20 protein-coding genes are annotated in these 23,509 nt (G+C 37.5%); 11 read left to right on the top strand and 9 right to left on the bottom strand.

Going from position 1 to position 23,509, the window contains the following annotated elements:
* Window positions 1–187 precede the first annotated feature (187 nt).
* Window positions 188–3,058 carry a UvrD-helicase domain-containing protein gene (locus tag BIZ38_RS06595; RefSeq protein WP_187489889.1) on the bottom strand — a complete coding sequence of 957 codons (2,871 nt, stop codon included), beginning with the start codon at window positions 3,056–3,058 and terminating at the stop codon, window positions 188–190.
* Window positions 3,059–3,364: 306 nt separating this feature from the next.
* Between BIZ38_RS06595 and BIZ38_RS06600 the strand changes: the two genes are divergently transcribed.
* The 5 genes from BIZ38_RS06600 (at window position 3,365) to BIZ38_RS06620 (ending at window position 9,424) form a co-directional block, all read left to right on the top strand.
* A complete protein-coding gene (locus BIZ38_RS06600) occupies window positions 3,365–3,694 on the top strand; it encodes an antitoxin Xre/MbcA/ParS toxin-binding domain-containing protein (RefSeq protein WP_262387566.1) in 330 nt (109 codons plus the stop codon).
* Window positions 3,695–4,196: 502 nt separating this feature from the next.
* Window positions 4,197–4,883 (top strand): TnsA endonuclease N-terminal domain-containing protein, encoded by a 687-nt coding sequence (locus BIZ38_RS06605; RefSeq protein ID WP_187489891.1) that lies wholly within the window; start codon window positions 4,197–4,199, stop codon window positions 4,881–4,883.
* Window positions 4,880–6,874 (top strand): DDE-type integrase/transposase/recombinase, encoded by a 1,995-nt coding sequence (locus BIZ38_RS06610; RefSeq protein ID WP_187489892.1) that lies wholly within the window; start codon window positions 4,880–4,882, stop codon window positions 6,872–6,874. Before BIZ38_RS06605 ends, BIZ38_RS06610 begins: the two co-directional genes overlap by 4 nt.
* On the top strand, window positions 6,871–7,791 hold the full coding sequence (locus tag BIZ38_RS06615) for a TniB family NTP-binding protein (RefSeq protein WP_187489893.1): 921 nt from the start codon (window positions 6,871–6,873) through the stop codon (window positions 7,789–7,791). Before BIZ38_RS06610 ends, BIZ38_RS06615 begins: the two co-directional genes overlap by 4 nt.
* Window positions 7,781–9,424: a TniQ family protein gene (locus BIZ38_RS06620; protein WP_187489894.1), complete on the top strand. Its 1,644-nt coding sequence runs from the start codon at window positions 7,781–7,783 to the stop codon at window positions 9,422–9,424. The genes BIZ38_RS06615 and BIZ38_RS06620 overlap by 11 nt, the downstream gene beginning before the upstream one ends.
* A gap of 383 nt (window positions 9,425–9,807) precedes the next feature.
* Here BIZ38_RS06620 and BIZ38_RS06625 read toward each other — a convergent pair whose 3' ends face one another.
* Window positions 9,808–10,581, bottom strand: a complete 774-nt coding sequence (locus BIZ38_RS06625; RefSeq protein WP_187489895.1) for a helix-turn-helix transcriptional regulator — start codon at window positions 10,579–10,581, stop codon at window positions 9,808–9,810.
* A 147-nt stretch (window positions 10,582–10,728) separates the two neighbouring features.
* On the opposite strand from BIZ38_RS06625, the gene BIZ38_RS06630 reads away from it, so the two are divergent.
* Window positions 10,729–11,628 (top strand): DMT family transporter, encoded by a 900-nt coding sequence (locus tag BIZ38_RS06630; RefSeq protein WP_187489896.1) that lies wholly within the window; start codon window positions 10,729–10,731, stop codon window positions 11,626–11,628.
* 8 nt (window positions 11,629–11,636) lie between these two features.
* Here the strand turns inward: BIZ38_RS06630 and BIZ38_RS06635 are convergent, their stop codons facing one another.
* Entirely contained in the window at window positions 11,637–12,521 is an 885-nt protein-coding gene (locus BIZ38_RS06635; RefSeq protein WP_187489897.1) for a LysR family transcriptional regulator, read from the bottom strand.
* Window positions 12,522–12,631: 110 nt separating this feature from the next.
* Here BIZ38_RS06635 and BIZ38_RS21930 point away from each other — a divergent pair, with 110 nt between their 5' ends.
* Genes BIZ38_RS21930 through BIZ38_RS06650 form a run of 3 tightly spaced genes read left to right on the top strand, consistent with a single transcriptional unit; the run spans window position 12,632 to window position 15,127 of the window.
* A complete protein-coding gene (locus BIZ38_RS21930; protein ID WP_222938015.1) occupies window positions 12,632–13,537 on the top strand; it encodes a DMT family transporter in 906 nt (301 codons plus the stop codon).
* 15 nt (window positions 13,538–13,552) lie between these two features.
* Window positions 13,553–13,879, top strand: a complete 327-nt coding sequence (locus BIZ38_RS06645) for a gamma-glutamylcyclotransferase (protein WP_054553479.1) — start codon at window positions 13,553–13,555, stop codon at window positions 13,877–13,879.
* Window positions 13,880–13,909: 30 nt separating this feature from the next.
* A complete protein-coding gene (locus BIZ38_RS06650) occupies window positions 13,910–15,127 on the top strand; it encodes an MFS transporter (protein ID WP_054553480.1) in 1,218 nt (405 codons plus the stop codon).
* 65 nt (window positions 15,128–15,192) lie between these two features.
* On the opposite strand, the gene BIZ38_RS06655 is transcribed toward BIZ38_RS06650, so the two are convergent.
* The 5 genes from BIZ38_RS06655 to BIZ38_RS06675 all read right to left on the bottom strand — a co-directional run bounded on the left by BIZ38_RS06655 (window position 15,193) and on the right by BIZ38_RS06675 (window position 21,123).
* Complete coding sequence (locus tag BIZ38_RS06655) at window positions 15,193–17,535, bottom strand: arylsulfatase (RefSeq protein ID WP_187489898.1); 2,343 nt, start codon at window positions 17,533–17,535, stop codon at window positions 15,193–15,195.
* A gap of 215 nt (window positions 17,536–17,750) precedes the next feature.
* Window positions 17,751–17,927 carry a diguanylate cyclase domain-containing protein gene (locus tag BIZ38_RS22000; RefSeq protein ID WP_187489918.1) on the bottom strand — a complete coding sequence of 59 codons (177 nt, stop codon included), beginning with the start codon at window positions 17,925–17,927 and terminating at the stop codon, window positions 17,751–17,753.
* A 215-nt stretch (window positions 17,928–18,142) separates the two neighbouring features.
* The gene (gene arsH / locus BIZ38_RS06665; RefSeq protein WP_054553483.1) at window positions 18,143–18,853 is read right to left on the bottom strand and encodes an arsenical resistance protein ArsH; all 711 of its coding nucleotides are present in this window, start codon (window positions 18,851–18,853) and stop codon (window positions 18,143–18,145) included.
* Window positions 18,854–18,916: 63 nt separating this feature from the next.
* The gene (gene sigZ, locus BIZ38_RS06670) at window positions 18,917–19,453 is read right to left on the bottom strand and encodes an RNA polymerase sigma factor SigZ (RefSeq protein ID WP_054553484.1); all 537 of its coding nucleotides are present in this window, start codon (window positions 19,451–19,453) and stop codon (window positions 18,917–18,919) included.
* Window positions 19,454–19,548: 95 nt separating this feature from the next.
* Complete coding sequence (locus tag BIZ38_RS06675; RefSeq protein WP_187489899.1) at window positions 19,549–21,123, bottom strand: arylsulfatase; 1,575 nt, start codon at window positions 21,121–21,123, stop codon at window positions 19,549–19,551.
* A 313-nt stretch (window positions 21,124–21,436) separates the two neighbouring features.
* On the opposite strand from BIZ38_RS06675, the gene BIZ38_RS06680 reads away from it, so the two are divergent.
* Together BIZ38_RS06680 and BIZ38_RS06685 are read left to right on the top strand one after the other, a co-directional pair.
* The gene (locus BIZ38_RS06680; protein WP_228482476.1) at window positions 21,437–22,258 is read left to right on the top strand and encodes a hypothetical protein; all 822 of its coding nucleotides are present in this window, start codon (window positions 21,437–21,439) and stop codon (window positions 22,256–22,258) included.
* A 42-nt stretch (window positions 22,259–22,300) separates the two neighbouring features.
* Window positions 22,301–22,777, top strand: coding sequence for a hypothetical protein (locus BIZ38_RS06685; protein ID WP_187489900.1), 477 nt, complete (start codon window positions 22,301–22,303; stop codon window positions 22,775–22,777).
* Between the two features lie 34 nt (window positions 22,778–22,811).
* On the opposite strand, the gene BIZ38_RS06690 is transcribed toward BIZ38_RS06685, so the two are convergent.
* Window positions 22,812–23,147 (bottom strand): hypothetical protein, encoded by a 336-nt coding sequence (locus BIZ38_RS06690; RefSeq protein WP_054553487.1) that lies wholly within the window; start codon window positions 23,145–23,147, stop codon window positions 22,812–22,814.
* Window positions 23,148–23,509: the final 362 nt, after the last annotated feature.

The following is a 23,509-nucleotide window of genomic DNA, read 5'->3' on the forward strand; positions in this document are numbered from 1 at the left end:
TTAGGTTTCACATTTTAGGGGCTAATAAACAGCCCCTTATTTTGTCTATCGAAAGTCAGTTTTTACCCTGTATATTAATAGCCGAATGGACAAAAGAGGAGCAACTTTGACTGTCAGACTTAATTAAAATCTAAATTATATATTTGACACATCAAGCTAAGACTTACTCATTTAGTAGCAAGAGTAGTTAATCAAACTTAACCCCTAAAAATGAAGAAGTTTTTGAGGTATTTTTACATTGATCATGTTTAATGCCATAGCCTGTACATCCCCAAAATTCACCAAATTTACCTTGTCTTAATTTCATTGGACGGCCACATTTATTGCAAATTTTTGTTACAGATTTACAGTTAGGGTTGGTGCAGGTGCTTGAATGTTCTCCGTCTATGGATGGTGCATTGCATTTTGAGCAAATCCGAGGGTGGGACTTACAAACTTCGCCAGTTGTACAGCTATAGAATGTGCCAAACTTCCCTTTTTTTAATTTAAAATACCCTGTTGTACAACAAGGACATTTGAAGATCTGCCTATATTTCTCTTTAAAGCTCTGAGAGGCTATGTGTAAATTATACTTAGGCGAAAGTAATTCAACAATAAACTCAGAAGTCGCCATTGGGTCAGCAATAAGATAACTCTTTTTCTTTGCTCTAGTGAGCCCAACATATAGCAATCTGCGCTCTTCAGAATGTGGATAATTATCCATGGAAGGTAAAAGCGCTTCAACAATGGCCTCTTCTTTGTTTTGATTTGGGAAGCCAGTCTTTCCCTGAAAGAACCCAATAAGTACACAGTAATCAGCTTCTAGTCCTTTGGAGCCATGAAAAGTCCAAAACTTTATTGGTGTGTCAATATTATTTGCAAATACTTCATTTTTAGCCTCATTTAATAAGTAACGATATCTCGCTATTACGGCTATATTTGCCTGCGGGTCATTTTTTAGGATTTTTTGGATTATTTGCACAGTTTTCAGAGATAAGTTTTCTTCATTGTTAACCTTACTATCTAACAAAAAAACTTGAGAAGTATCTACTTGAGTATGAGTAATAACATCCTTTTTATATTGTTCAGGGTTTTGCATGACAAATTTACCTGCGACCTCAGCAATACTGTTGTTGTACCTAAATGTTTTTTGAAGCATAGTCGAAGAGCTAGAGCCAACCCGTTCTTTAAATTGTGTCGTTAACTCTAATTTACCACCTGAAAATCGATAAATTGATTGCCAATCATCTCCTACTACCGTCAACCTTGGAGTGCTTCCCTTTGAGACTAGTTTCTTTAGGAAGTTCATACGAGAACCTGAAATGTCTTGAAACTCGTCTACAAGAATATGTGACCACTTAGGAGTAAATAGCTCATTATCAACAGCTTTAGTTGCTTTTATGATCATATCGTCAAAATCTATTGCATCTTGTTCAAGCAACTCCCTCTGGTAAGCTTGATGTATACTACTTAAAAGCTCAGTATATTTATCAGAATTTACAATAGCTTGTTCAGTTAATCTTTCGTTAATTTCTGCATCACTTAATTGCTCAACTCTAATTGCTTGTAAGCATTTTAAATAACGCTTGATACCACTCAAAAGAAACCCACTTTCTTTCAGCTTCACAAAAACTTCATCATTTGACCTTTTTTTGATTGGTATTCCAAGGTTGTCTATGTGCTCTGCTAAAATCTCTTCTAAATTCCCTTCAACCCAATTGTAGTGATACGTTTCTATCAATGTTGTACCGCATTCCAAATGCAAATTCCGTTTATCGCACATACTCTGTTTATATTTGTTTTTATCAATATCAGGCCTTGTACTTCCGTCCCTTGCAATACCGAAGTGCTCAAGGTAAACATCGGCATCTTTGATATAAAAATCAGGTTTATAATCAAATCCTATCTCAATTCTACGCTTACTTACGTATTGAGCTTCATATTCAAACTCAATTCCATTTAAGTAAAGCCAGTTTGATATCAATAGCTCTTGATAGCCCCTAACTTTGTCACCCTGTAGCGTTCTGTATTCATTATCTCGAATATATGCGTCGTAATCTTCTTTAGTTTTAAAGTCAAAAGGGTTTATTGGTTGATAACTTAAATCTATGAATGTCTTCATAAATTTTTCATTTTGTTTTATTTGAACTGAAAACCACCTTGATAACCAATTCTCAAGTTTTATAGAATCTTCACAGAATTTTGACATCCTGACTGACTTGTTAGAACTTAATAGTATTTGGCGCCCAAGGGCATGGAAAGTCATGATTTTTGGGCTTTTATCTTGACTAAGTCCAAGCTTGGTACTTCTTTTTTTTAAGCGTTCCTGCAACTCACTAGCAGCAGCCTTGTTGTACGCTAGAATTAAAATTTTCTCTGGGGCTGTTATTTTTCTATCTATTAGATCTAAAGCTTTCGCTACCATGACAGAGGTTTTTCCCGTACCAGCAGCAGCTAAAACCAAATTTCGATCATTATCCCTAATGACAGCCAATCTTTGTTCTTTAGTGAGGGGGTTTGACTCAACTTCGTCATAAAAATTTTTTCGTTCTTGACTAGTCACTTCCTCGAAGCGCCTTCTTAATTCTGATGCCCCTATTTCTAAAGGGAAATATTTCGAATAGCTAACTAGAAACTGGATTAGATTTTTGGGGAGGTTATGATTCCATTCATTTTTTTGTAGTTCATATGAACGTAAAAGAGGGTTAATCAAATTGTCCAGTTGTTTGATATTTGAATCCCTTAGGTATTCATTAATTGCACAATCATAAAACTGCTCTTTAGAGCCTTCTATATTTTGCTGGATATAAAAAGCGATTTGTCGAAAAAGACTCTCGTAAAATTTATCAATGTCTTTAGTTTTAAGAAAGCTTATAGTTTTCTTTGACTGCCTTGAATTAAGTGTGATTTTTGAGCCAAGCAGGCCTTTCTCAAATATTGGGAAGTTATATGAATCGTGTAAATTATATTCATCAAGTACTGTTGAACCATTTAGAAGAGTTAAATGTGGTTCATCAAATCTTAGCTTATTGCCTTTGCATAATAGCCTTCCTAGCCAATTGATTCTGATGTATTCCATCTTATTTCCATATTGAATATCAGTTTGTTACATTATGACTCAAGTGTATAAATAAAAGGAATAAGTAAACCAAACGTTTTAAGGTTATGTTGGATCTATTACTTAAACGTCGTAGCCTGTTCTGGTGACCCTAAGACATTATTTCTTTGCTAAACTTAAATCAATGCGTGATTTTTAAGCGGGTGTCAAATGAGAGGAAGTCAGTTAAAGTTATCAAGTAATCCAGACCTTATTGACCTAATTTCATGTGGAGAACTTACATCTCATTCCGACCCGTTGTCAGAAATAAGGCTTGTAAGAAATGGAATGAAATCATCCGGAGTGTATGCTTTTGCCAGTCTAATGGGATGGGATATGGCAACAGTCGCAAACGCATTAGGTACAACATCTGCAACATTATCGCGATGTAAATCTAAATCATTAAGTTCACAAACTAGCGAACATGCGATTGAAGTTGCAAGACTAAGTATGGTTGGAATTAACTATTTTGGTAACATCGAAAATTGGAATGCATGGTTAAATACTGCTCATATTCAATTTAACAGTCGAGCACCTCGATTAGTGTTGAACTCAATTCGTGGGCGTGAGCTAATTAAAAATGTTATTAAGCAGCTTCAGTATGGCTTCACAGCATGATGACTTTTTAGCTTAGTTTTATCTAAAAATTTTCACTTCAATGTGACTTCAGTCACAGTTGATAGCGGGCACGTCTAACTATCGGTGTAATTTGGCATAAAAAATAGGCCTTATAGCGACATCACCTTTCATTTTCTTATCTGATTATTTAATGCAATCTCGATTTATTCTATGCATTGAGTTTCTGCCTACATCTTTACTCATCATATTGAGCACTAACTTTCACAGCTTAACTTGCCATTTTCTACTTAGATTTTCACTTCATAAAAATAACACTGCTTATAAGGATGAGTTATTTGAAGTTGTTGGTGTGATGTTTTTGTATTTATGAAATAAAAAGATAGCTTATTTTACAATGGTTTATATTTTAAAATTATCTTTATATGGTTTTAATTGTTTTTTCTGCTCAAGGCTTGTAAAAATAAATGTTTATTTGCTTGATTTTGTGATTTTGAACGCTATTTTAAAAAAGAGATTGAATTTTAGAGTGAGAGTTAGTGTTATGAATGAGCATTCAAATCACAACAATATTGATAGTGTATATAACAAAGAAAGTATGCGACGTCGTCTTGAACGGTTCAGTCGCTTTAACATAAGTGGCTTGTGTCCTACGCTAAAAGATACACAGCCACACTTTTTCGAATCGTTCAACGAGTCACATTTTGCATTGATGTTTGAGTTTGATCAAACGATAAAATCTGTTCGAACCCAGCCATTTTCAATCAGTTATACAGATGACAATAAGAAGCGATTGTATACACCTGATTTTTCGTTAAGTTATTGTGATGAAAGTATTTGTGTGGTCGAAGTGAAGCACTCGAAAGCGATTGATGCAAAGACAAAACGCACTCATTTTTTGATTGAAAAAGCGCTTGCGAAGCTGGGCTTTAAATTTTCGGTTTTGACCGAAGAAGACTTACCGTCCCGCAGGGCTTTATCAAATATGAAGATGATATTTCGCAATGCTCTTTCAATGAAAGTTGTGAATGATGAGCATGTAAATACGCTGCTTGATGTCTTACCGAGTGAGCTGACTCTACAGGAAGCACACGCGATTTGTGATGCTCTGAACTTAAATAGAAATCTGGTTTGTCATTTTATTCTGAAGGATTATGTGAAAATAGGCCTTTCATTAGATATTTGTAATGAAACTGTTTTAATTAACAATATTTTCGGTGATGAGTTATGAGTAGGGTGATTAAAATAGGTGCGAAGTTTCAAATGGATAACAGCTCTTATATAGTGCGTTCGATAGCGCAAGAGCACTTCGATAATACGATTTTTTACTCATTGTTTGATGATGATAGTCAGAAAATGAATAATGCAAGAGTTGAGTGCATGACACAATCTGAGTTTCATAAAAAACTCATAGATAGCGAAGCGCTTCTGTATGAGCGCGCTTCTGACATACCGATGCAACAATTGCTGACAGAAAATCAATTAAATCAGATGGAACTGTGGCAAGCGTTTTTTGATTTGCATTTCGAGAAACACAGTAAAAATTTTATAGCAAAGCATAATGTTGATGAAACCATCGCAGCTTTCGACTGGCAAAGTTACAACTCAAGAAAATACTCGCGTAGCACGTGTCAAGCGAAGATAAAAGCGTATCGCGATTCCGGAAATGATATACGTTCAGTAATCGGTTATGGCTATCATGAAAAGAAAAACTCAAAGCGACTGACGGCTGCGACAGAAGATTTAATTTACGAGTATTTTTGTGATTATTATCTTGTTAGAAGCGATGCAACTTCAAAATCTGTACATGCAATAGCAGATATGTTGAGAGCCAAGATACGCGAGCTTAGTAAATCAAAGCCAGCGTGTTATCCAGTCATACCGTGTGTCGACACTATATATCGTCGTTTTCGCGAAACGCTTGCATTATTGACGACGCAAAAGACATTAAGCAAAGCTGAAGCTAAAAAACTGCGCTATAAACTGGGTCGTGAGTTTGTGCCTGAAGACCCGCTTGAGAGGGTTGAGATGGACGCGGTATACATAAACTTAGGTTTAAACAACGACGCGAGCAAATATCTGGGCACTATTGTAATGATGATTGCGATTGATACTTGTACCCGCTGTCCTTTGGGTTATTCAATTCATGTCGGTAAAAACGCATCTGAGTCTGCTGATTTAGCTATCGAATGTTTGAAAAGTGTTGTGACACCAAAAGACAATCCGCTCTGGCCTACATACGGTATACCAGTAAAAATTATCACAGACGCCACAACGGCAACAAAAGGTAATTTGTATAAGTCGCTTGCTTTGCAACTTGGTGCGAATTCAATCACCACGCGCACGGGCGAAGGACAGAGTAAGCCATTTATAGAAAGCTTTTTCCGCACGCTAAGACGTGAGTTTTTAAGTAAACTGCCGGGATATCTAGGCTCAAAAACGCGTATAAATAATAATCATCTAGAAGCGACAGAAGATGCTGAACTTCATGCATCAATGACGCTTGAAGAGTTTGTCGCTGCGTTTGAAGACTACATCACAAATACATATATGAAATCAGCTCACAGTGGACTTAAAAATCGTGCGCCGCTTGACGTGTGGATGAATGCAATCAGTAAAAACCCACTGCTGCAAACAGTACCTGCGACAGTCACTGAGTTATCTGAGTTTCGCGGCTGCTATCGTGCGAAGTGTACATTATATGGAAATGGCTCAATTAAGCTTAAAAATGAGCAGTATGTAAGTGATGAGCTAAAAGCCTTGAGCTTGTCAGGTGTGAAAAGTGTTGAATGTTTTTACAGTGATATTGATACAAGCAGTGTTGTTGTGAAGCATCAAAACGACACATTCATTGTGCCTATTCGCGAGATGAATCATCACGATGATGCAGGTGTTCAACAAGCTGAGCTTGATGTTGCTCGTAACGCGCAATTCAGTGAATGTGATGTCGTTGAGCGTAAGCATTATGAGTACAAAAGCGGCAGCAAGCGAGGCTTGCCCAACTTCAAAAAAGCCAAGCAAAAGCAAGCTGAAAAGCGTGAGCTTGAAAGCGGTCGTAAACAGCCTTCTCGAACAAAATACAATAACAATAAAGCAATTGATGTTGATTCAGTTGACGCGCGCGAGCAAATTTTAAACTCACTAAATGCGCAAGTTGCTGCCGAAGAAGATATCGACACTGGTGCAACTTTTGATGATTTTGAGCCGGGCGGTGAGTTATGAGTAGTTTAAAAGCTAAGGCTGAATTGTTATACAGTAAAACATTTGATTGCGTGAATAATCGTCAAGAGCTTGCTGATTTGCTTGAAGAATCACAGCAGACTTTAAGTCTTGGGGTCGGTAGTTGTTGCGTGATTGTTGGTGACTCAGGAAGTGGCAAAACAACGTTACTCAAAACTTTTATAAAGCGATTCAATGAAAAGCACAGTACAGACGTTAGTGAAAATAAGTCAATAAAAGCATGTTATATTCGCTCGCCATCAAATATGAGCCCGTTAGATTTGTATCGCGCCATATTGAAAGGTATGAACGAACCCGGTGCCGCACAAGGCTCTGAAGTTGAGCTTCGTCGACGTATCGCGCAGCAAGTTAAGAACAAGCGTTATCGTGTTCTTATGTTTGATGAGTTTCAGCAAGTCGTTGAAAAAGTGGGTGTGAAATCAGCACGCCAAATTGCAGATTATCTAAAAGAATTAGTTGATGAATTAGGGTTGTTTCTTGTGTTCGCTGGCACTTCAAAAGTCATGAATATACTTGAAATTAATGAGCAATTTGCATCACGATGTTCACTCATTATTGAGAAGAAACTGCTTTCAGTCTCGACAAGAAAAAATTATGTTCACTTTGTGAAATATCTAATAACTCTGAATGAACATTTGAAATTTTCTCAAATTGACTTCACAAACCCTGAAATCAGCTTACCTATTTTCGTAGCAATACGGGGCGACTTGCGGCAGTTAAGTATGCTCATACGCAAGGCTATTTTTTATGCATGCGACAAAAATAGAGATGAAGTTCTCGTGAAAGATTTTGCTGCTGTGTTTAGTTCAATTAGTGCGTCAAAGAAAAATCAAGCAAACCCCTTCTCTAAAAAGCTCTCTTTGCTAAAAGCAGAACTTGGAGTTAATTATGAGCTCTAATCATTTTATATCGCCATTCTCTGCATGCGCTGTTATAGCTCGCTTTTATGGATTTGCAACAGTTAAAAAGCTGATGCTATCTAATGCTATTCAGACCCCGACGCGATTCGAACTTTATGCACACTCTCACTTTGAAAAGTTACTTGAAAATAAGCAGATTAAACATGATATTGAGCAATATAAATTATTAGACTGTACTCAAGTGCTTGAAAAAAGCGGCACAATAAATGACTCTGATCATATTAAGATTTGTCCTCACTGCTATCAAGAAACTGGGATTCAACTTTATCAATGGCAGCATATTGAAGTGACAAGTTGTCGGGTACATGAATGTGCGCTAATCAATGTAAAAAATCTGCCTCTTTATGATTTACAAGAGTCATGTAATTTATTGAGTTTTGAGCGATATATGCTGTCTTTGAGTGAGACTGAAAGCTCAGAGTTTGCTGAAAAACTGCTAAGGTTCTCAAGACTTTTATTCAGACCCTTTGACTTCATTCAAGCAAAAGTTAAATTCCAAAAATTTAGTGTTCAGCAAATCAGGTTTTTATTAGATGATGTGTTCAAGGTTTTGTCATGCCCATCCCTAAGTGAAACGTGGAAGCACTTATTATTAAATCACAGAGCGCAGTTTGAAAAGTGCGGTGAATTAGTCATGCATCATCGATTAGATGAGATAGCTAACTCAATCTACTCAATTCAGCATGAGTATAACTTTTTAAAATCGACTGAAGAGGTAGAAGCAAAGACTCTTTTATTAAAATATCATGGTGCTCAGATAGACAAGTCTTTATATGTTTCTACTCATCGCTTTGATAGTACATTCGATTCACAAAGTTTTTCTTTCCAGATAGACGGGGCAGCCCTTTCAGAATTTTTAGGTATCAATATGAAGTCACTTTCTCATGTTGCTCAGCAAAACATGTTTGATGCAATCTATCTTTGTAAGCAACAAGATAAGTCATTTTATGACATGAGAAAAGTTGCAGAGGCTTTATCGAAATCATTTGAGCTAGTTTCTGAATGTGATGATAAATTCTTGAAAGTAAGTGATGTGCCGAAGGGCATCTATGATTTGTTTGATTTATCGAGAGATGAGCTTGTTAGTTGTGTATTAAATAGTCATGTTGACGGTCTATATAAAGTTAATACAAGCATTGAGCGTGTTAATCATTTATATGTAAGTGAGAAAGGCTTAAAGCAATTATTGAAGGAAAAGTGGAAAGCAATAGGTGATTTGAATAAGTATGACGCTATTCGTATGTTGAAAATAAATGCAGATGTTTTAAGTACATTAATTGAAAATGAGTATCTAAAGCTTTCAACGAAAAATGGTGAACAAATAGATGCAGATAGTATGCGTGAATTTGTTTCTAACTATCTTATTTTAAATAGAAAAGCTAATTTTGAAAAAGCGAGGGCCTGTGAAAAGCGAGTAACAGGCTGCTGTAACGTACAACCCATTTTTCAAATTTATATGGATTCAAATAGGACAGATTTTGTTCTGTATGACAAAGCACATCTCAATGATTGTTGTATGCAAAAATTACAATCACGATTTACACACTTTAGTAAATCAAACATAGATTTATCAAAAGACGTCATCATTTTTAGAAACAAACGACGTCATTAGCTAGAGTTTTTAGTCGACTTGTTTAGTTTCGCTTAGCTGTCTTGATTTGACAAAAAGTTGAAATCACACTAATAATAGGCCGAGAGCATTTAATGCACTCGGCCTTTTTTTTCGTTTGGATTTTGCTCAAAATATTAATGGCAAATTTATTCCAGCGATTAATCGTGAAAAATAACAAATTCTAGCGTTTAATCAGAAACTTGAAGCTATACAAATCAGAAAGTGCTCTTAAATTTTCCCGCCATTTCTGTAGCTTAATTCCAGCCTTGGATCAGAAAGAACAAAGTTGTACTTTCTAGAACGAGTAGCAAGACTAATTTCAATTTGCTCAATTATTTGTAGTATTAATAGTCATATTGATTAAGCTACGGGTTTGATAATTATTATTTACTTTCAATATAGTAAATAACAAAGGTATTAGAATAATGTTCGGGTTTTAATGATACATATTTATAGTGCCTAAGTGTTCCTTTGTCATCTAGCACAGACTTTTCTCCTTCCCGAATTCTCTTTACTTCATAGTCTTGCCACATTTGGCAAAACAACTCACTACGAGATTTAAGATCGTCTAAGACGGCTTTAAAGGCTGATTTGTCTGTAGCTAAAGCAAAGTAAGAGCGGAATGAGGCAATAGTGTTTTTTGCTGCCTGCTCCCATTGAGGAATACGTCGCTTATACTCATCATTTAAGAACATAAGCTTTAATGAGTTTCTATCAGCTTTAGGAAGGGTAGACCAATCGAATATCTTTTTGGAAGCCGCCTCATTCCAGTACTCTATATCCATATTTTCTCTGCGAATAAATGCAGGATTCGGTTCAAGTGCACGAATTAGCGCTTTTAATTCTTCCGACACTTCCTCTTGCTCTTCTAGAGCAGGTTTATTCCCGAAAACAATCGCGTTTAAATACTCTTGTTCATCGTTAGTCAGTTTTAAGACTGTGCCAATGCGATTAATAGCTGCACGCGATATACTGATTTCTCGTCCTTGCTCTAACCAAGTGTACCAACTGACACTTATAGCAGCCAATTGCGCGACTTCCTCTCGACGAAGCCCTTTTACACGCCTTCTTCCACTGGTAAAACCATAATCTTCAGGGTTTATTTTTGCACGGTGTTTGGTAAGGAAGGTTTTTAAGTTTTCGTGTTTAGTCGTCATAAAATGTTTAGCCTATGACTATTTATCACAGTATAAATGCCCATATTTTACGCTTATCTTGACTGCTATATAGTGCCACCATCTTACACCTTCCACTGCTTTTGAGCTAGTTAGGTCCTTACAATTCAATGAGTCAGAGGTGGATCAATGTCTCAAGAAAATGTTTATTCGGCATCTCCAAATTACTGGAAACCTATCTTATTTGTTGCAACACCATGGGTATTTGTTTTTTTATGGAGTACAGGGTTTGTTGGCGCAAAATTTTCGCTTCAATATAGTGGTCCATTTCACCTACTGTTTTTTAGAGGACTATTTTCATGTGTTATTTTTTTATTTTTATCGGTTGTGCTAAAGGTTAAGTTTCCTTCATTGAAAAGCGTTAAACAGCAATTAATAGTAGGGCTTTTTCTGCAAACCTTTTTTCTAGGTGGCTGTTTTTTCTCAATGAATAAAGGGCTTCCTGCATCAGTTGTGGCATTAATTACGGGTTTACAACCAGTGTTAACGGCGGTGCTGGCATCAATAATACAAAGCAAGCAGTTAAAGAAGTTGCAATGGCTAGGGATTGTAGTCGGGTTTTTAGGTGTTTTTCTTGTGCTTTCGCCAACTAAATTAGGAGGTGAATTAAGTTTAATTGGTCTACTTGCAGCATTTTTTGGTTTAACAGGTGTGACGGTTGGTGCAATGTATCAAAAGAAAGCGGTAAGTGATGGGCATATTTTTGCATCTACTTTCTTTCAATATATTCCCCTTGCTGTCGTGATGGGAGTGGTGTCATTTTTATACGAGCCAAACACACCGACTTGGAACGCACCTTTTATTATTAGTATATTGTGGCTTGTGGTTGGTGTGTCTGTAACGGCCATATTGTTGCTTATGTTTATGATAAAAAATGGAGAATCGACAAAGGTAGCATCCTATTTTTATTTAGTACCAGTACTCACAGCTGTCGAAGCATGGATTTTATTTGATGAAAAAATCAGTTTTGCAATGTTGTTAGGTATGGGCTTATCAATTATAGGGTTACTGCTTGTACACAGAAAGTAGCGACCAAGCTATGGCTCTCCTCTTAAATGGTCAAATAAAACTTTAGATAGCACACCAATTTGTGCACCTTTTTTAATACAAAGAGTTAAGTTTCTTTTTGACCATTTTTCATCCACTTCTATGATTTTTATATCTAAAGAGCGCCAGCAGCCTATTGAATCATATGGCAATAAAGCAATGCCCACACCAGAACCAACCATTCTACATACAGCATCAAAACTTTTAACTTGCGCTCGAATATTTAGATGGCAATTTAGGCCTGCGGCTTTATTCATCATAAAAGTATGGATTGCAGAACCTTCGTTCAAGATAACAAATGGAAAACTGACAGCTTGAGAAAACTGTATTTTGCTAAATTTAGCAAGAGAATGCTCGCTTGGAACAATGATGACCAATCGATCTTTCTTATAAGGATAAAACTCCACATTATCATAACGGCCATTTTCAGCGACGATCCCTAACTCAACTTCTCCTTGTGCTACGGCTGTAATTATTTCTTCGCTTGTGTGTTCTTCTAAAGCAACTCTAACACCCTGATTATTTTCTAAAAAGGTCCCAAGATCTTCTGGCAAGTATGTATGAATAGCATTGGTGTTTGCCCATAATTTTACTTGCGATAATGCATCTTTAGTAAAAGGAGCAATATCAGATTGCATTTGCTCTAACGTAGCTAATGTTCTTTTGGCATATCGAAGAACGATTTCACCTGCTTTTGTAGCAGACACGCCTCTAGGTTGACGCTCTAATAACTGAGTGCCTAAATTATCTTCGAGTAGTTTAATTCGGTGGCTCGCTGATGATGGTGCCAAGAATACTTGCTTAGCTCCTTGAGTTAAGTTCTTTTGTTCTACCACAGCGATAAATAGTTTTAAGTCAGTAAGATCAAATTTCATTCTAAATTACCATTCGTTATTAACGAACTCTTATTGGTTAATTAGCAATTCTAATGTTGAGCAGTTATGTGGCATTGTAGCGTCACTTTTTACAATGAAAAAGAAATTCTGTGGGTTTAAATCGTTTAACAAGCAATGAAATCGGTATTATCTTAGCGGTTCTTTCTGCTGCAGGTTTTTCTCTAAAGGCAATATTTGTAAAACAAGCTTACTTAATTGCTAATGTTGAACCTATTACTCTTCTTAGTTTACGAATGCTTTTTTCATTCCCTTTATTTATTCTTATTGGCTATTCAAGCTTAAAAACAGGCTTTTCATTGACCAAAAAAGAAGTTCTTTTACTTATTTTGCTCGGTGTTGCCGGCTATTACGGCGCATCAATTTTGGATTTTATGGGCCTAGAGTATATTTCAGCAGGATTAGAGCGCATTATTTTATTCTCATATCCCATCCTCACGATTTTTATGGGGGTTTTATTTCTGGGTAAACAATTTGAAAAGCGGTTGGTTGTACCTACAGTGCTATGCACATTAGGGGTTGTTTGCGCATGCTTGAGTGATTTCAAATTTGCTGGAGGTAGTCACAGCATTTGGCTTGGCGCTGCTTTAGTCTTTGGCTCTGCGCTATGCTACGCATTTTACCAAGCTTTTTCAGAGCCAATGATTGAGAAACTAGGCGCAATGCGGTTTTCTTTATTGGCTATGTTTGTATCTATTTTTGCCGTTCAGCTACATTTTTTTATTCAATTACCAATAGAGAGCCTAATCCAACCTACTAAAATTTATACAATTTGCTTTATGATGGCTTTATTCTCAACTGTTCTCCCTGTCTTTTTGCAATCAAGCGCTATTAAATATATAGGAGCGGCAAGGTCTGTACTTGTAAGTACTTTAGGGCCTATTTTGACTTTAATTCTAGGGTGGATATTACTTGATGAAAAAATCACTTTGTTGCAAGTGTTGGGTATGTGTTTAGTTTTAATTGGTGTTTTGGCTATAAAACGTAAGAGAGTTTAATTTAAGAGGAAACAGATGGAATCATTATTTATATACGGCACCCTTCGTAAAGGTTATCCAAATGAACACATATTAACTAACATTGGCGGTAAGTTCACAGATGCTTCTGTATTTGGTCGTTACATAAATGTTGGGTGGGGAGTCGAAATGGGCTGCCCTGCACTGAGTCTAGATCCTCAGGGCGAGGAAATTAGAGGGCAAATATTTAGTTCATCACATTTAACTAAACATTGGGAGTTTTTGGATGAATTTGAAGGCAGTGATTATCATCGTGTTGAAACAAGTGTAAAGCTTGAAAATGGCCAAATGTGCACTGCGTTTGTTTATGTTGCTAAAGAATAAGACTAATTAACAGAATACAGAGGAACTAATATGTCTGCCCCCATCAAGCTTTTGAGCTTTTCTATTGCCTTTGTTTGTATTTTATTATCATTAAACTTTGGCCTGAGATCATCAATGGGCTTTTTTATGGCCCCGATTTCTGATGAATTTGGTTATGGTAGAGAAGTTTTTGCTTTCGCACTCGCTTTACAAAACTTATGGTGGGGTTTATCACAACCCTTTGCAGGAGCACTCGCTGATAAATATGGAACATGCAAAACAGTCATTGTTGGCGCGCTTTTATATGCGGGTGGTCTTTATGTAACAGCTTCATCAAATTCCATATTGAGTTTGAATTTGGGTGCAGGCTTACTTATGGGGATGGGTATTGCTGCAACAGGGTTTGGCGTTGTTTTACCTGCTATGGCAAAAATGGTTTCTCCGGATAAGCGAGCATTTGCACTTGGCTTAGGGAGTGCTGCTGGCTCCGCAGGGCAATTAATATTTGTTCCCGTTGCACAGGATTTTATTGCAGCTTATGGCTGGAGTAATGCTCTAATGTTATTAGCTGGTGGTGCATTATTAATGGCTTTAATGGCTGGGGTATTTAAAGAAAATACAGACCCTGAACAAATGTCACAACCAATCACTGCAAAGCAAACAGTGAAAGAAGCGTTGAATGAAGCACTCAGCTATCCACATTACTGGTTAATAGTGATCGGCTTTTTTGTATGTGGTTTTCAATTAGCGTTTATTACAGTACATATGCCAGCATTTTTAAGTGACAGAGGTTTTACCGCAAACGTTGCCGTAGCAAGTTTAGCTCTTATTGGCTTGTTTAATATTTTCGGTTGTTTGGTCTCTGGGGCTTGGTCTGGTAAGTATTCTAAAAAGAATTTATTAACGCTTATTTATGCACTGAGAGCTATTGCTATAGCGCTATTTATGCTTTTACCAATGACTGAAACATCAGTAATTTTATTCTCAATCTTAACAGGCTTTTTATGGTTGGCCACTGTACCGCCAACTTCCGGACTCGTAGCACAGCTTTTTGGTTTGCCACATATGGGGTTACTTTACGGTATCGTATTTTTAAGTCACCAACTTGGTTCATTCAGTGGTGTTTGGCTAGGCGGTTATCTATACGACTTAACAGGATCATATGATGTCGTTTGGTGGAGTGCTTGTGTAATTGCACTTGTTACGGCTGCAATTCACGTGTTTATAGATGAGAGACCAGTTGAGCGGTTACGTATTACTACAAATTAAATAACACCTAGTCTTGTTTTCATAAAGTGAAAGGTGTGCTGCAGCACACCTTTTAATTTAGTTATTTACTTCAAAACATATTCAATTTTATGTAATTGACCAGTAAAAGCGAATGGTGCTTTATCGTAGTAGCTTCGGGTAACTGTTGAGCCAAGATCCTGACCAACATCAAGCGTTTCAGTGGCTGAATAGCGAACCGGAGGCACTTTATCCACTTTGCCAGAGGCAACCTTTTTACCGTTTACTATCAGTGTCGCCTGGCCGCCGTTAGGTGCTTTTCCTTGTTGGGTATATTCAAGGGTAAGCGTGACCTCGCCAGTAGGTAAAGCTTGTTCAGATTTAACAACATAGTGGTGCTCGTTAAAGAAATTCATCACGTAAACAGGTTTACTGTCTTCAACATATAAGCTGTAGCCAGCGCTTGAACCTCCTACAGCAACTAATACACCTTCTACACCTTGCTTTGGTACATTAAACGTTGCCGTAATAGAATGCGAACGGCCATAAACAGCAGGTGCGCTCCCTTCAGGGATACGATTAGTACCAGCTAAATAAGTAAACTGAGTTTTTCCTTTGGTTACACTGGGGCGTTCAGGATTAGTTGCACGTTCAACAAAGCGGTCATCTAATGGGTAAACATTAAATTTTTTCGCTTCTTGATCAAAAATTGAAATTAAAGTTCTTAATTTATCTGGGTATTTAGCAGATAAGTCAACAGCTTCAGAAAAGTCTTCTTCAATATTGTAAAGCTCCCATTTATCATTATCGAAACCAACAGAACCATTCAAAGCCCATGGTACTCCATGAAACGAAGCAGCCACCCAACCGTCATGATAAATAGCACGATGACCACCGGTTTCAAAATACTGAGTCGTACGTTTGCCTTTAGCATCTTTATCGTTCAGCGAGTACAGCATGCTCACACCAGCCATCGGCGTTTGCTCTACACCGTTAACAACTTTAGGCTCAGGAATGTGGGCTGCATCAAGTATGGTTGGTGCTATATCAATCACGTGATGAAACTGTGAGCGCAAGCCACCATGCTCTTTAATATATTTAGGCCATGACACAACAAGCCCATTTCGGGTGCCACCAAAATGTGAAGGGACACGTTTCATCCACTGGAATGGTGCTGAGCCTGCCCATGCCCAGCCAACAGGAAAGTGGTTCTCGTGCAGCGGGCTACCTAGCTCATCTATTTTAGCTAGTTGCCCTTTGATTGTGTCGGCAATGCCATTTTGCGTCATCATATTGTTAAGTGTGCCAGTGACGCTGCCTTCAGCACTTGGGCCATTATCACCAGCGATAAAAACAATCATGGTGTTATCAGCATCAGGTAACTGCGAAACCGCATCCAGTAATCGACCAACATGATAATCTGTGTGCGCAGTAAAGCCTGCGAACACTTCTTGGTGACGGCTAAATAGCTTTTTCTCGTCAGCAGAAAGAGAGTCCCATGCTTTTATTTCTTTAGGTCGTTCTGTAAGTTTAGTATTCTGTGGGGCTATACCAAGCGACTTTTGCCGATCTAATGTTTCTTCGCGAACTTTATCCCAACCCTGATCAAATTGACCTTTAAACTTGTCGTTCCACTCTTGTGGTGCATGAAGCGGGGCGTGTGTTGCGCCTGTCGCAAAATACATAAAGAACGGCTTTTCGCTATCGATAGATTCTTGTTGCCCCATCCATTTGATTGCGTCATCAACCAAGTCTTCGGTTAAATGATAACCTTGCTCAGGCTTTTTAGGTGGTTCAACCGGTGTGGTGTTTCTGAATAATTGCGGTTCCCATTGGCTAGTTTCACCTCCCTGAAAGCCATAAAAATATTCAAAACCTAGGCCTGTCGGCCAATGGTCAAATGGACCAATAGGGCTGGTTTCCCAGTCTGGAGTGTTGTGCCATTTACCCCAAGCCGCTGTGTTATAACCATTTTCTTTTAGAATCTGGGCAATACTCGCAGTTTCATCAGGCCAAACACTATGATAGCCAGGGTAGCCTGTTGAAAGCTCAGTAATTGTTCCCATGGCAACTTGATGGTGGTTTCTACCAGTAAGAAGAGCTGCGCGTGTTGGCGAACAAATAGCTGTGGTATGAAAGCGGTTAAACTTTAAGCCTTCATTGGCTAGTTTATCGATTGATGGGGTTGGAATTGGGCCGCCAAAAGTACTTGGGTGACCAAACCCAAAATCATCTAATAAAATAACCACAACATTAGGTGCACCTTTTGGTGCTTTTATTGGTTGTGGATAATCTTGTTTAGAGTTTTCAAACGTTTTGCCTATCTTTCCCTGAAACTCTGGTGCGGCTATTGGTAAAACACTTCTATCTATTTCAGATGCGTTCACTTGGCTAAACCCAGAAAGCAATAGCAATGAAATAATACTACCTACTCGTTTTAAACGATTCATCCCTTTCTCCATGGTAATAATTACCGACATGTTGGTATGTAATAGTGAGTATTTAGTCACTAACTTAGTAACTATAGTCCAAGGTAATTGTTTAAATAAAGTACGTTTTGTGTTTTTAAAGGTTGTTTTTAGTGGTAATTCATTTTGATTAATCCATTAGGGTTGGTTCTTTGGATTTGAGCTTAATAACGGTTTTTAAATTTAATTTGAATCTATTAAAGTTGAGAAAAGACAGTATTTCTGCCGCCTCTTTTTGCTTCATAAAGGTGTAAGTCGACTCTTTTGGCTGCCTGTTCTGACGTTTCGTTTGGTGCAATTTCAATAACACCTAAGCTTATCGTTGCGCTTACATCCTCATCTTTTGTTGTAACGTCTTGAAAAACTTTGTTTATTTCGTTTTATACTTCAGTAGCAGCAAGCTGAGAAGAGAATAATAGAAAGCAAAAAATCCTAAACATTTTAAATGTTACTCCGTCAGGAATTATTATCCATAATATTAATTTTGCAGATGTTCTGGCTAGCATTCATAGTGAATGTAGCAGGTTTGTTTTGGTCAAATAGCATAAGGCTGAACTTCATTGAACAGCCTTGTGGAAAGTTGTTAAAGCTAAGAGTTTGGTTCAAGCACTTTACTGTCATCCACTAATTTAGTTGTTTGTAAGTTCGCAGCCGCTTGCCTTTCGCTATATCGGTCTACAAGCCAGTCCAGTTTGTCTCTGGTTAGTAAAGTAAATTTAATTAACTCTTCCATCACATCGACAATGCGCATTCTAAACGACGACTCTTTCATATTGCCAGCCTCGTCAAACTCTTGCCAAGCTTTTGCGACTGATGACTGATTTGGTATCGTTAACATACGCATCCAGCGACCAAGAATGCGCATGTTATTTACAGCATTAAAGCTTTGCGAACCGCCAGATACCTGCATTACGGCTAGCGTCTTACCTTGTGTTGGTCTAACAGCACCATCAGTAAGTGGGATCCAATCTATTTGATTCTTGAGCACAGCTGACATATTGCCGTGAATTTCAGGTGAGCACCAAACCTGTGCTTCGGACCATTTCACAAGCTCTCGCAGCTCTTGTACTTTTTGATTGTTTACTGACTCTCCATTATCAAATAATGGTAATCCATCTGGGTTAAATATTTTAACTTGAGCACCTAAGTGTTCAAGTATTCTTGCGGCTTCTTCACTAGCAAAACGGCTAAACGACGTTTCTCGTAAAGACCCGTATAAAATTAAAACTCGAGGTTTGCTTGTGCTTGCATTATCGAAAGTCGGGGTTACGTCAAACTTTGCATCATTTAAGTATTTCATTACATCTCCTGAATGATTGAGGCTTACCTAGTAAGACGTAATGTTTTTCAAAAAGACGAAGTGTTAGCAGAACTTTTTTTGTTTGGGGTGGTAATCAACTAAGTTGCCGTACTTATCGATTTCAAAGTCACAACAACAATCGAATAATGCCTTCAATTTTGAGCGACTTTTTTGCAGCCTTGATTTGTAGGTTGAGTAGCTGATGTTTAACTTCAAAGCTTCCTCTTTTTGAGAGTATCCTTCGAGATCTATTTTTCTAATTAGATCCGCTTCTTCTTCAGGCATAGCTTGTAAAAAAGGTTCAATGCACTTTATGAGTTCAGCTTTTACGGTTTTGTTTTCTTGTTGCGAAATAATATCATCAAGCTCTATTTCTACATGCTTATTTTGACGCCTATAAAAGTCAACAATAACATGGTGTGCTATTTGAAATAACCAAGCCTTTAAACTTCGCTGATCTTGTAAGTGATGAATATTAAGATGTGTTTTTAACAGAATATCTTGTAAAAGTTCTTCAACATCAGCAGGGTTCGATATTTTTGTGGTTAAAAAAGCACGTAAACTATTTTTGTATTCAAGCCAGATTTGTTCGATGGACATAATAGTATCGTTGTTGGGATTTAATCGTTAGTTTATCAAAAATAGTACAGAGCCTGCATGTGGCAGGCTCATTTTAATTACTATACCAAATAAGATTAGAGTCCGAGTCCTATATCCGTATTTGGGTATTTTTTCATTGTGGCTATGTGTGCTTTCATAAACTTAGTCGCTTGAGGCATGCCCCATTCAAAATATTGGTGCCCTGTGCTTGCCATTTCTTTAGGGTCCATATTTAAATTGAAAACCCAAGGCGCCGTTCCGATATCTAATAAGAATGATGCATCAATGTTGCGTCTTGGCACTGCAGTATTGAACACTTTAAAATGAATTTTGTAGTCTAACCAGCGAAGTGCTGTGAAATCTTCACGGCTCCACATATACACAACTTGACGTCGTGATTTGCCATTATCAGCTAGTAAGAAAGCTGTTTGATCTATGCCATCGAAATACATATTACTCGGAAGCTCATCAATAACACCACCTAATCGTAAAGAAGTCATGTAGATATCGGTGAGGTCCATTAAGCCATTATTGACTTGCCCAGCAGATATCATGCCTTTCCAGTAAGCAATGCCGGGAATTCTAACTCCTCCTTCCCATGTTGTTCCTTTACCACCACGCCACGGCGAATAGCCACTATCTGGCCAAGTATCTTCATTAGGGCCATTATCTGAAGTGAAAATAATCAGTGTATTTTCTAGCTGCCCTTTTTCTTTTAATAGAGCAACAAGTTCACCTGTAATATCATCAACTTCGACCATAGCATCGCGAACGGGCATTGCAGCTGGGCTTGCGCCTTTGTATTTTGGAGCTGGGTAGTTGTCGTTATGGATCTTTGAAAAAGAATGAATTAAATAAAATGGTTTCCCTTCATCAACAGCTTGGTTTATAAATTTTACAGACTCATCTCGCAATACCTGATCAATCATTGAGATATCTTCAATACTATTAATTGGATACGCAACTTCACGCTTACCACCTTTGCGGCCTTTTATCAGGCCTTCAGGACGCAGCTGAGAAGCTTTAGTGTAAAGCTCTTTGTTTGTCATCATGTCGGCATATTGGCGCTCTACCAAAAATTGGGTGTAATCTGATTGAACTGATGGGAGGCCATAGAAATAATCAAAACCTACCTCATGAGGAAGCATTCCCTCAGCTTCACCAACATGCCATTTACCGATTAGCGCCGTTTTATAGCCCACTTTAGATAATAGCTTACCTTGAGATACTTCTTTCTCCCACGGATTTTGTGTCACTTTATCGCCAGTTAGAATAGGGCGAACTAAGCCACTTCTTACGGGTAATCTACCAGTTGTCAGTGCAGCTCGAGAAGATGTGCAAGTTGGTTGTGAATACATTGATGTGAGGCGAAGCCCTTCGTTTGCCAGTTTATCTATATTAGGAGTGGGAGCACCTATCGCTGCACCGCCACCATACACTCCAGGGTCACCCCAGCCTAAATCATCTACTAGTAAAACAAGAACATTTGGTTTTCTGCCTTGCTTAGCTTCGAGATTCTTTAGCTTTGAGGCCGCAACTTTCTCTTGTTCAGGGCGAGGAATGGCTGGCTCCATATTTGGCTTTTCAACGATTGCATCATTGAATACATTTTTTTCTGCAACCACAGAAAATGATGCGATTAACAGACTGAGAACTAAAAACCTTTTCATACTTTACTCCTTGTTAAGGGGGATGAATTCATTCATATATATTAACTGTTTGATATAAAAATAATTATTCTGAATTTTTAGTCTTTATTAAGAATATCAGCTGTTGGAAATATGGCCAGTTTTATTGTGCTAGTTTTGGGAGGAGATGAACTTAATGGCTAGCTTATTAATTCTAGAATGAAATTTTAGTTCGTGTTTTTTTATAATCACTAAAGGTATGGCGTTGCTATAAGTTTTATCTCAAAAATATGATTTTTGTGCCTTAAATGGTATTGTCCTCAGTGTAAATTTAATTAAAAGGAATTACTTTTTTATGCTAAATAAGATGCTTCTTAGTGGTGCTTTTCTATTTTCTGTTACTGCAATGGCTGACATGCCAGCCTACTTTAATAATGAGATAGATCAAGAGTATCGCGCGGTTTTAAAGCACATGGATGAAATGATGCCGCAAACCGATTTAGAGCTTGCTTACTTACCCTCTTTTTACCCGTTTAGCATCTTTGATATTCATGCCACAAAATTGAAAAATGACAAAGATAAGCAAGCGTTTACTAACTTTAATTTAGGCGTGCTTGGTAGTCAGTTTTTAAATGTAGAACCGCAGGTTGGAACAAAACTTCCTAATTTAGTTATTTGTAAAAAAGATAAGTGTACGGAACAAAGGCTAAAGCAAATTAGCTCATTTTTAGCTGTATCGGAGGAGCAAATCTTAGCTTTTAAAAATAACATTAGCTTGAACCTTGTACAATTAACTGCGCCGAATGTTTATCGTATTAACAATACTTTTTACTCCCCAACTCAATTATTAAGCTATACACCATCAAAGTATGCGGGTTTTGTACCATCTGCCGATTATAAAATTCTATCACCTGATACAGCCTCTAGTTTGATGGAGCTATCAGCTTATTCTCAAAAGCTCAGAGATTTAATGATTAAACATAAAGTTGCAGCTGTCACAAAAGATAAGAATGACAGCGTAAATGTAATTTTTGGCGGCCTTAGCGATAATCATTGGGGGGTAGTACTTTTAGACAAAAGTAATATACCTAGGAAAGGTGATAGAAATGCAATAGGCCTTGAGTATGACGTAATAAAACCACTCTCTGAGACAAGCTTTTATTATCAAACAAATTAAGTCTATTTTTATCAAAAAGTGTATAAATCAATAGAGTGAATTATGAGCTCATTTAAAAAATATAGATTAAAGAACTCTCGGTTTGGGTTGAAAAGTTTTGGTTTAATAGCACTATTTGTATCTTTAACAGGGTATGCCACCGAGCAGCAAATACAGCAGCAAGTTGATGCGTTTATTCAGAGCCAATATAAAGACCACTTCCCAGAGTCAGTCTCTGATGATGAAGTTGGCCGGTTAAAGCGTTTTTATGAGCATATTGATGGCAGAGTCTCTATATTTTGGACTTATCAATCAGGCAATGTTTGGTTAGAGAAGCTGACTCTTATTGAGGTTCAAAATGACGGTTATAGCGAATTGTCGTCTATTTCTTTTAACGGAGTTGTAGAAAGTACAAAAAAGGTAGGCGAAGAGCTTGTCATACAATTACGTACATATGATGAAAATGATCCTCGTTGCTGCCCCAGCAAGAAAACCACGTTACGCTACCGTATTTATAATGGTGAGTTAATTAAGTTATAGCCTGATAATTTGTCACCAGGCTATAAATCAAGAATTAGCAAATATGATATTCACCACGTGGTTTGTTGCTGAACATAAAGGCCTGTAACTCAGATTTGAGTACTTCGATAATATCAGTTGTAAAGGGCGTTCTGATTTCGCCAGAGTCTAAATATCTAAGCAGATCAGTTTCATGCTTGAGTGCCGATTGAATAGAGTAGCTAATAGGATAAGTCACTTTAAACTGTTTGCGCGATATCACGTTATCGTGGTTTTCAATATCAACATAAAAAGTTAACTGTTCGTCTTCTTCGCAAATATCACTGCAGGTGCCTTGTTCGCGAATACAATCTAAGACAATATTTCTGATGAAAATATCAAATTCGTTCATATTAATCCTTTAATCTTTGCCCTTCCATTGGGTACAAATAAAACTAGCAAAAAGTAATTAATTTAGCCAATCCAATTTTGCATCTTTTGGATTAACTCTTTCTGAATGGGTTGATTTAATAGTATTAGGGGGTGGGCAGTAGTTAGTTGATAGAGGATAGGATGCGCGATACACGTTTCACGCCTACGTTGTAGCAGCGGCTTTATGCTGTGGCATTGATAAATTTTTACGAGAAACGAGAAACGAGAAACGAGAAACGAGGGGTGATGGGTGAGGTAAAACGCGATGTGAAATCGCTGCTACACAAGCAGGTTCAGACTAAATTTAAAATCTGACGGGCTAAAGCCCGACCTACCATGTAG

Source organism: Pseudoalteromonas sp. BZK2 (assembly GCF_014349195.1).
Lineage (GTDB): Bacteria > Pseudomonadota > Gammaproteobacteria > Enterobacterales > Alteromonadaceae > Pseudoalteromonas > Pseudoalteromonas simplex.

Bases quoted from the DNA above. Each gene is read 5' to 3' on its own strand.
- BIZ38_RS06595 (WP_187489889.1), bottom strand. From the start codon at position 3,058: ATGGAATACATCAGAATCAATTGGCTAGGAAGGCTATTATGCAAAGGC.
- BIZ38_RS06600 (WP_262387566.1), top strand. From the start codon at position 3,365: ATGAAATCATCCGGAGTGTATGCTTTTGCCAGTCTAATGGGATGGGAT.
- BIZ38_RS06605 (WP_187489891.1), top strand. From the start codon at position 4,197: ATGAATGAGCATTCAAATCACAACAATATTGATAGTGTATATAACAAA.
- BIZ38_RS06610 (WP_187489892.1), top strand. From the start codon at position 4,880: ATGAGTAGGGTGATTAAAATAGGTGCGAAGTTTCAAATGGATAACAGC.
- BIZ38_RS06615 (WP_187489893.1), top strand. From the start codon at position 6,871: ATGAGTAGTTTAAAAGCTAAGGCTGAATTGTTATACAGTAAAACATTT.
- BIZ38_RS06620 (WP_187489894.1), top strand. From the start codon at position 7,781: ATGAGCTCTAATCATTTTATATCGCCATTCTCTGCATGCGCTGTTATA.
- BIZ38_RS06625 (WP_187489895.1), bottom strand. From the start codon at position 10,581: ATGACGACTAAACACGAAAACTTAAAAACCTTCCTTACCAAACACCGT.
- BIZ38_RS06630 (WP_187489896.1), top strand. From the start codon at position 10,729: ATGTCTCAAGAAAATGTTTATTCGGCATCTCCAAATTACTGGAAACCT.
- BIZ38_RS06635 (WP_187489897.1), bottom strand. From the start codon at position 12,521: ATGAAATTTGATCTTACTGACTTAAAACTATTTATCGCTGTGGTAGAA.
- BIZ38_RS06645 (WP_054553479.1), top strand. From the start codon at position 13,553: ATGGAATCATTATTTATATACGGCACCCTTCGTAAAGGTTATCCAAAT.
- BIZ38_RS06650 (WP_054553480.1), top strand. From the start codon at position 13,910: ATGTCTGCCCCCATCAAGCTTTTGAGCTTTTCTATTGCCTTTGTTTGT.
- BIZ38_RS06655 (WP_187489898.1), bottom strand. From the start codon at position 17,535: ATGAATCGTTTAAAACGAGTAGGTAGTATTATTTCATTGCTATTGCTT.
- arsH (WP_054553483.1), bottom strand. From the start codon at position 18,853: ATGAAATACTTAAATGATGCAAAGTTTGACGTAACCCCGACTTTCGAT.
- sigZ (WP_054553484.1), bottom strand. From the start codon at position 19,453: ATGTCCATCGAACAAATCTGGCTTGAATACAAAAATAGTTTACGTGCT.
- BIZ38_RS06675 (WP_187489899.1), bottom strand. From the start codon at position 21,123: ATGAAAAGGTTTTTAGTTCTCAGTCTGTTAATCGCATCATTTTCTGTG.
- BIZ38_RS06680 (WP_228482476.1), top strand. From the start codon at position 21,437: ATGCTAAATAAGATGCTTCTTAGTGGTGCTTTTCTATTTTCTGTTACT.
- BIZ38_RS06685 (WP_187489900.1), top strand. From the start codon at position 22,301: ATGAGCTCATTTAAAAAATATAGATTAAAGAACTCTCGGTTTGGGTTG.
- BIZ38_RS06690 (WP_054553487.1), bottom strand. From the start codon at position 23,147: ATGAACGAATTTGATATTTTCATCAGAAATATTGTCTTAGATTGTATT.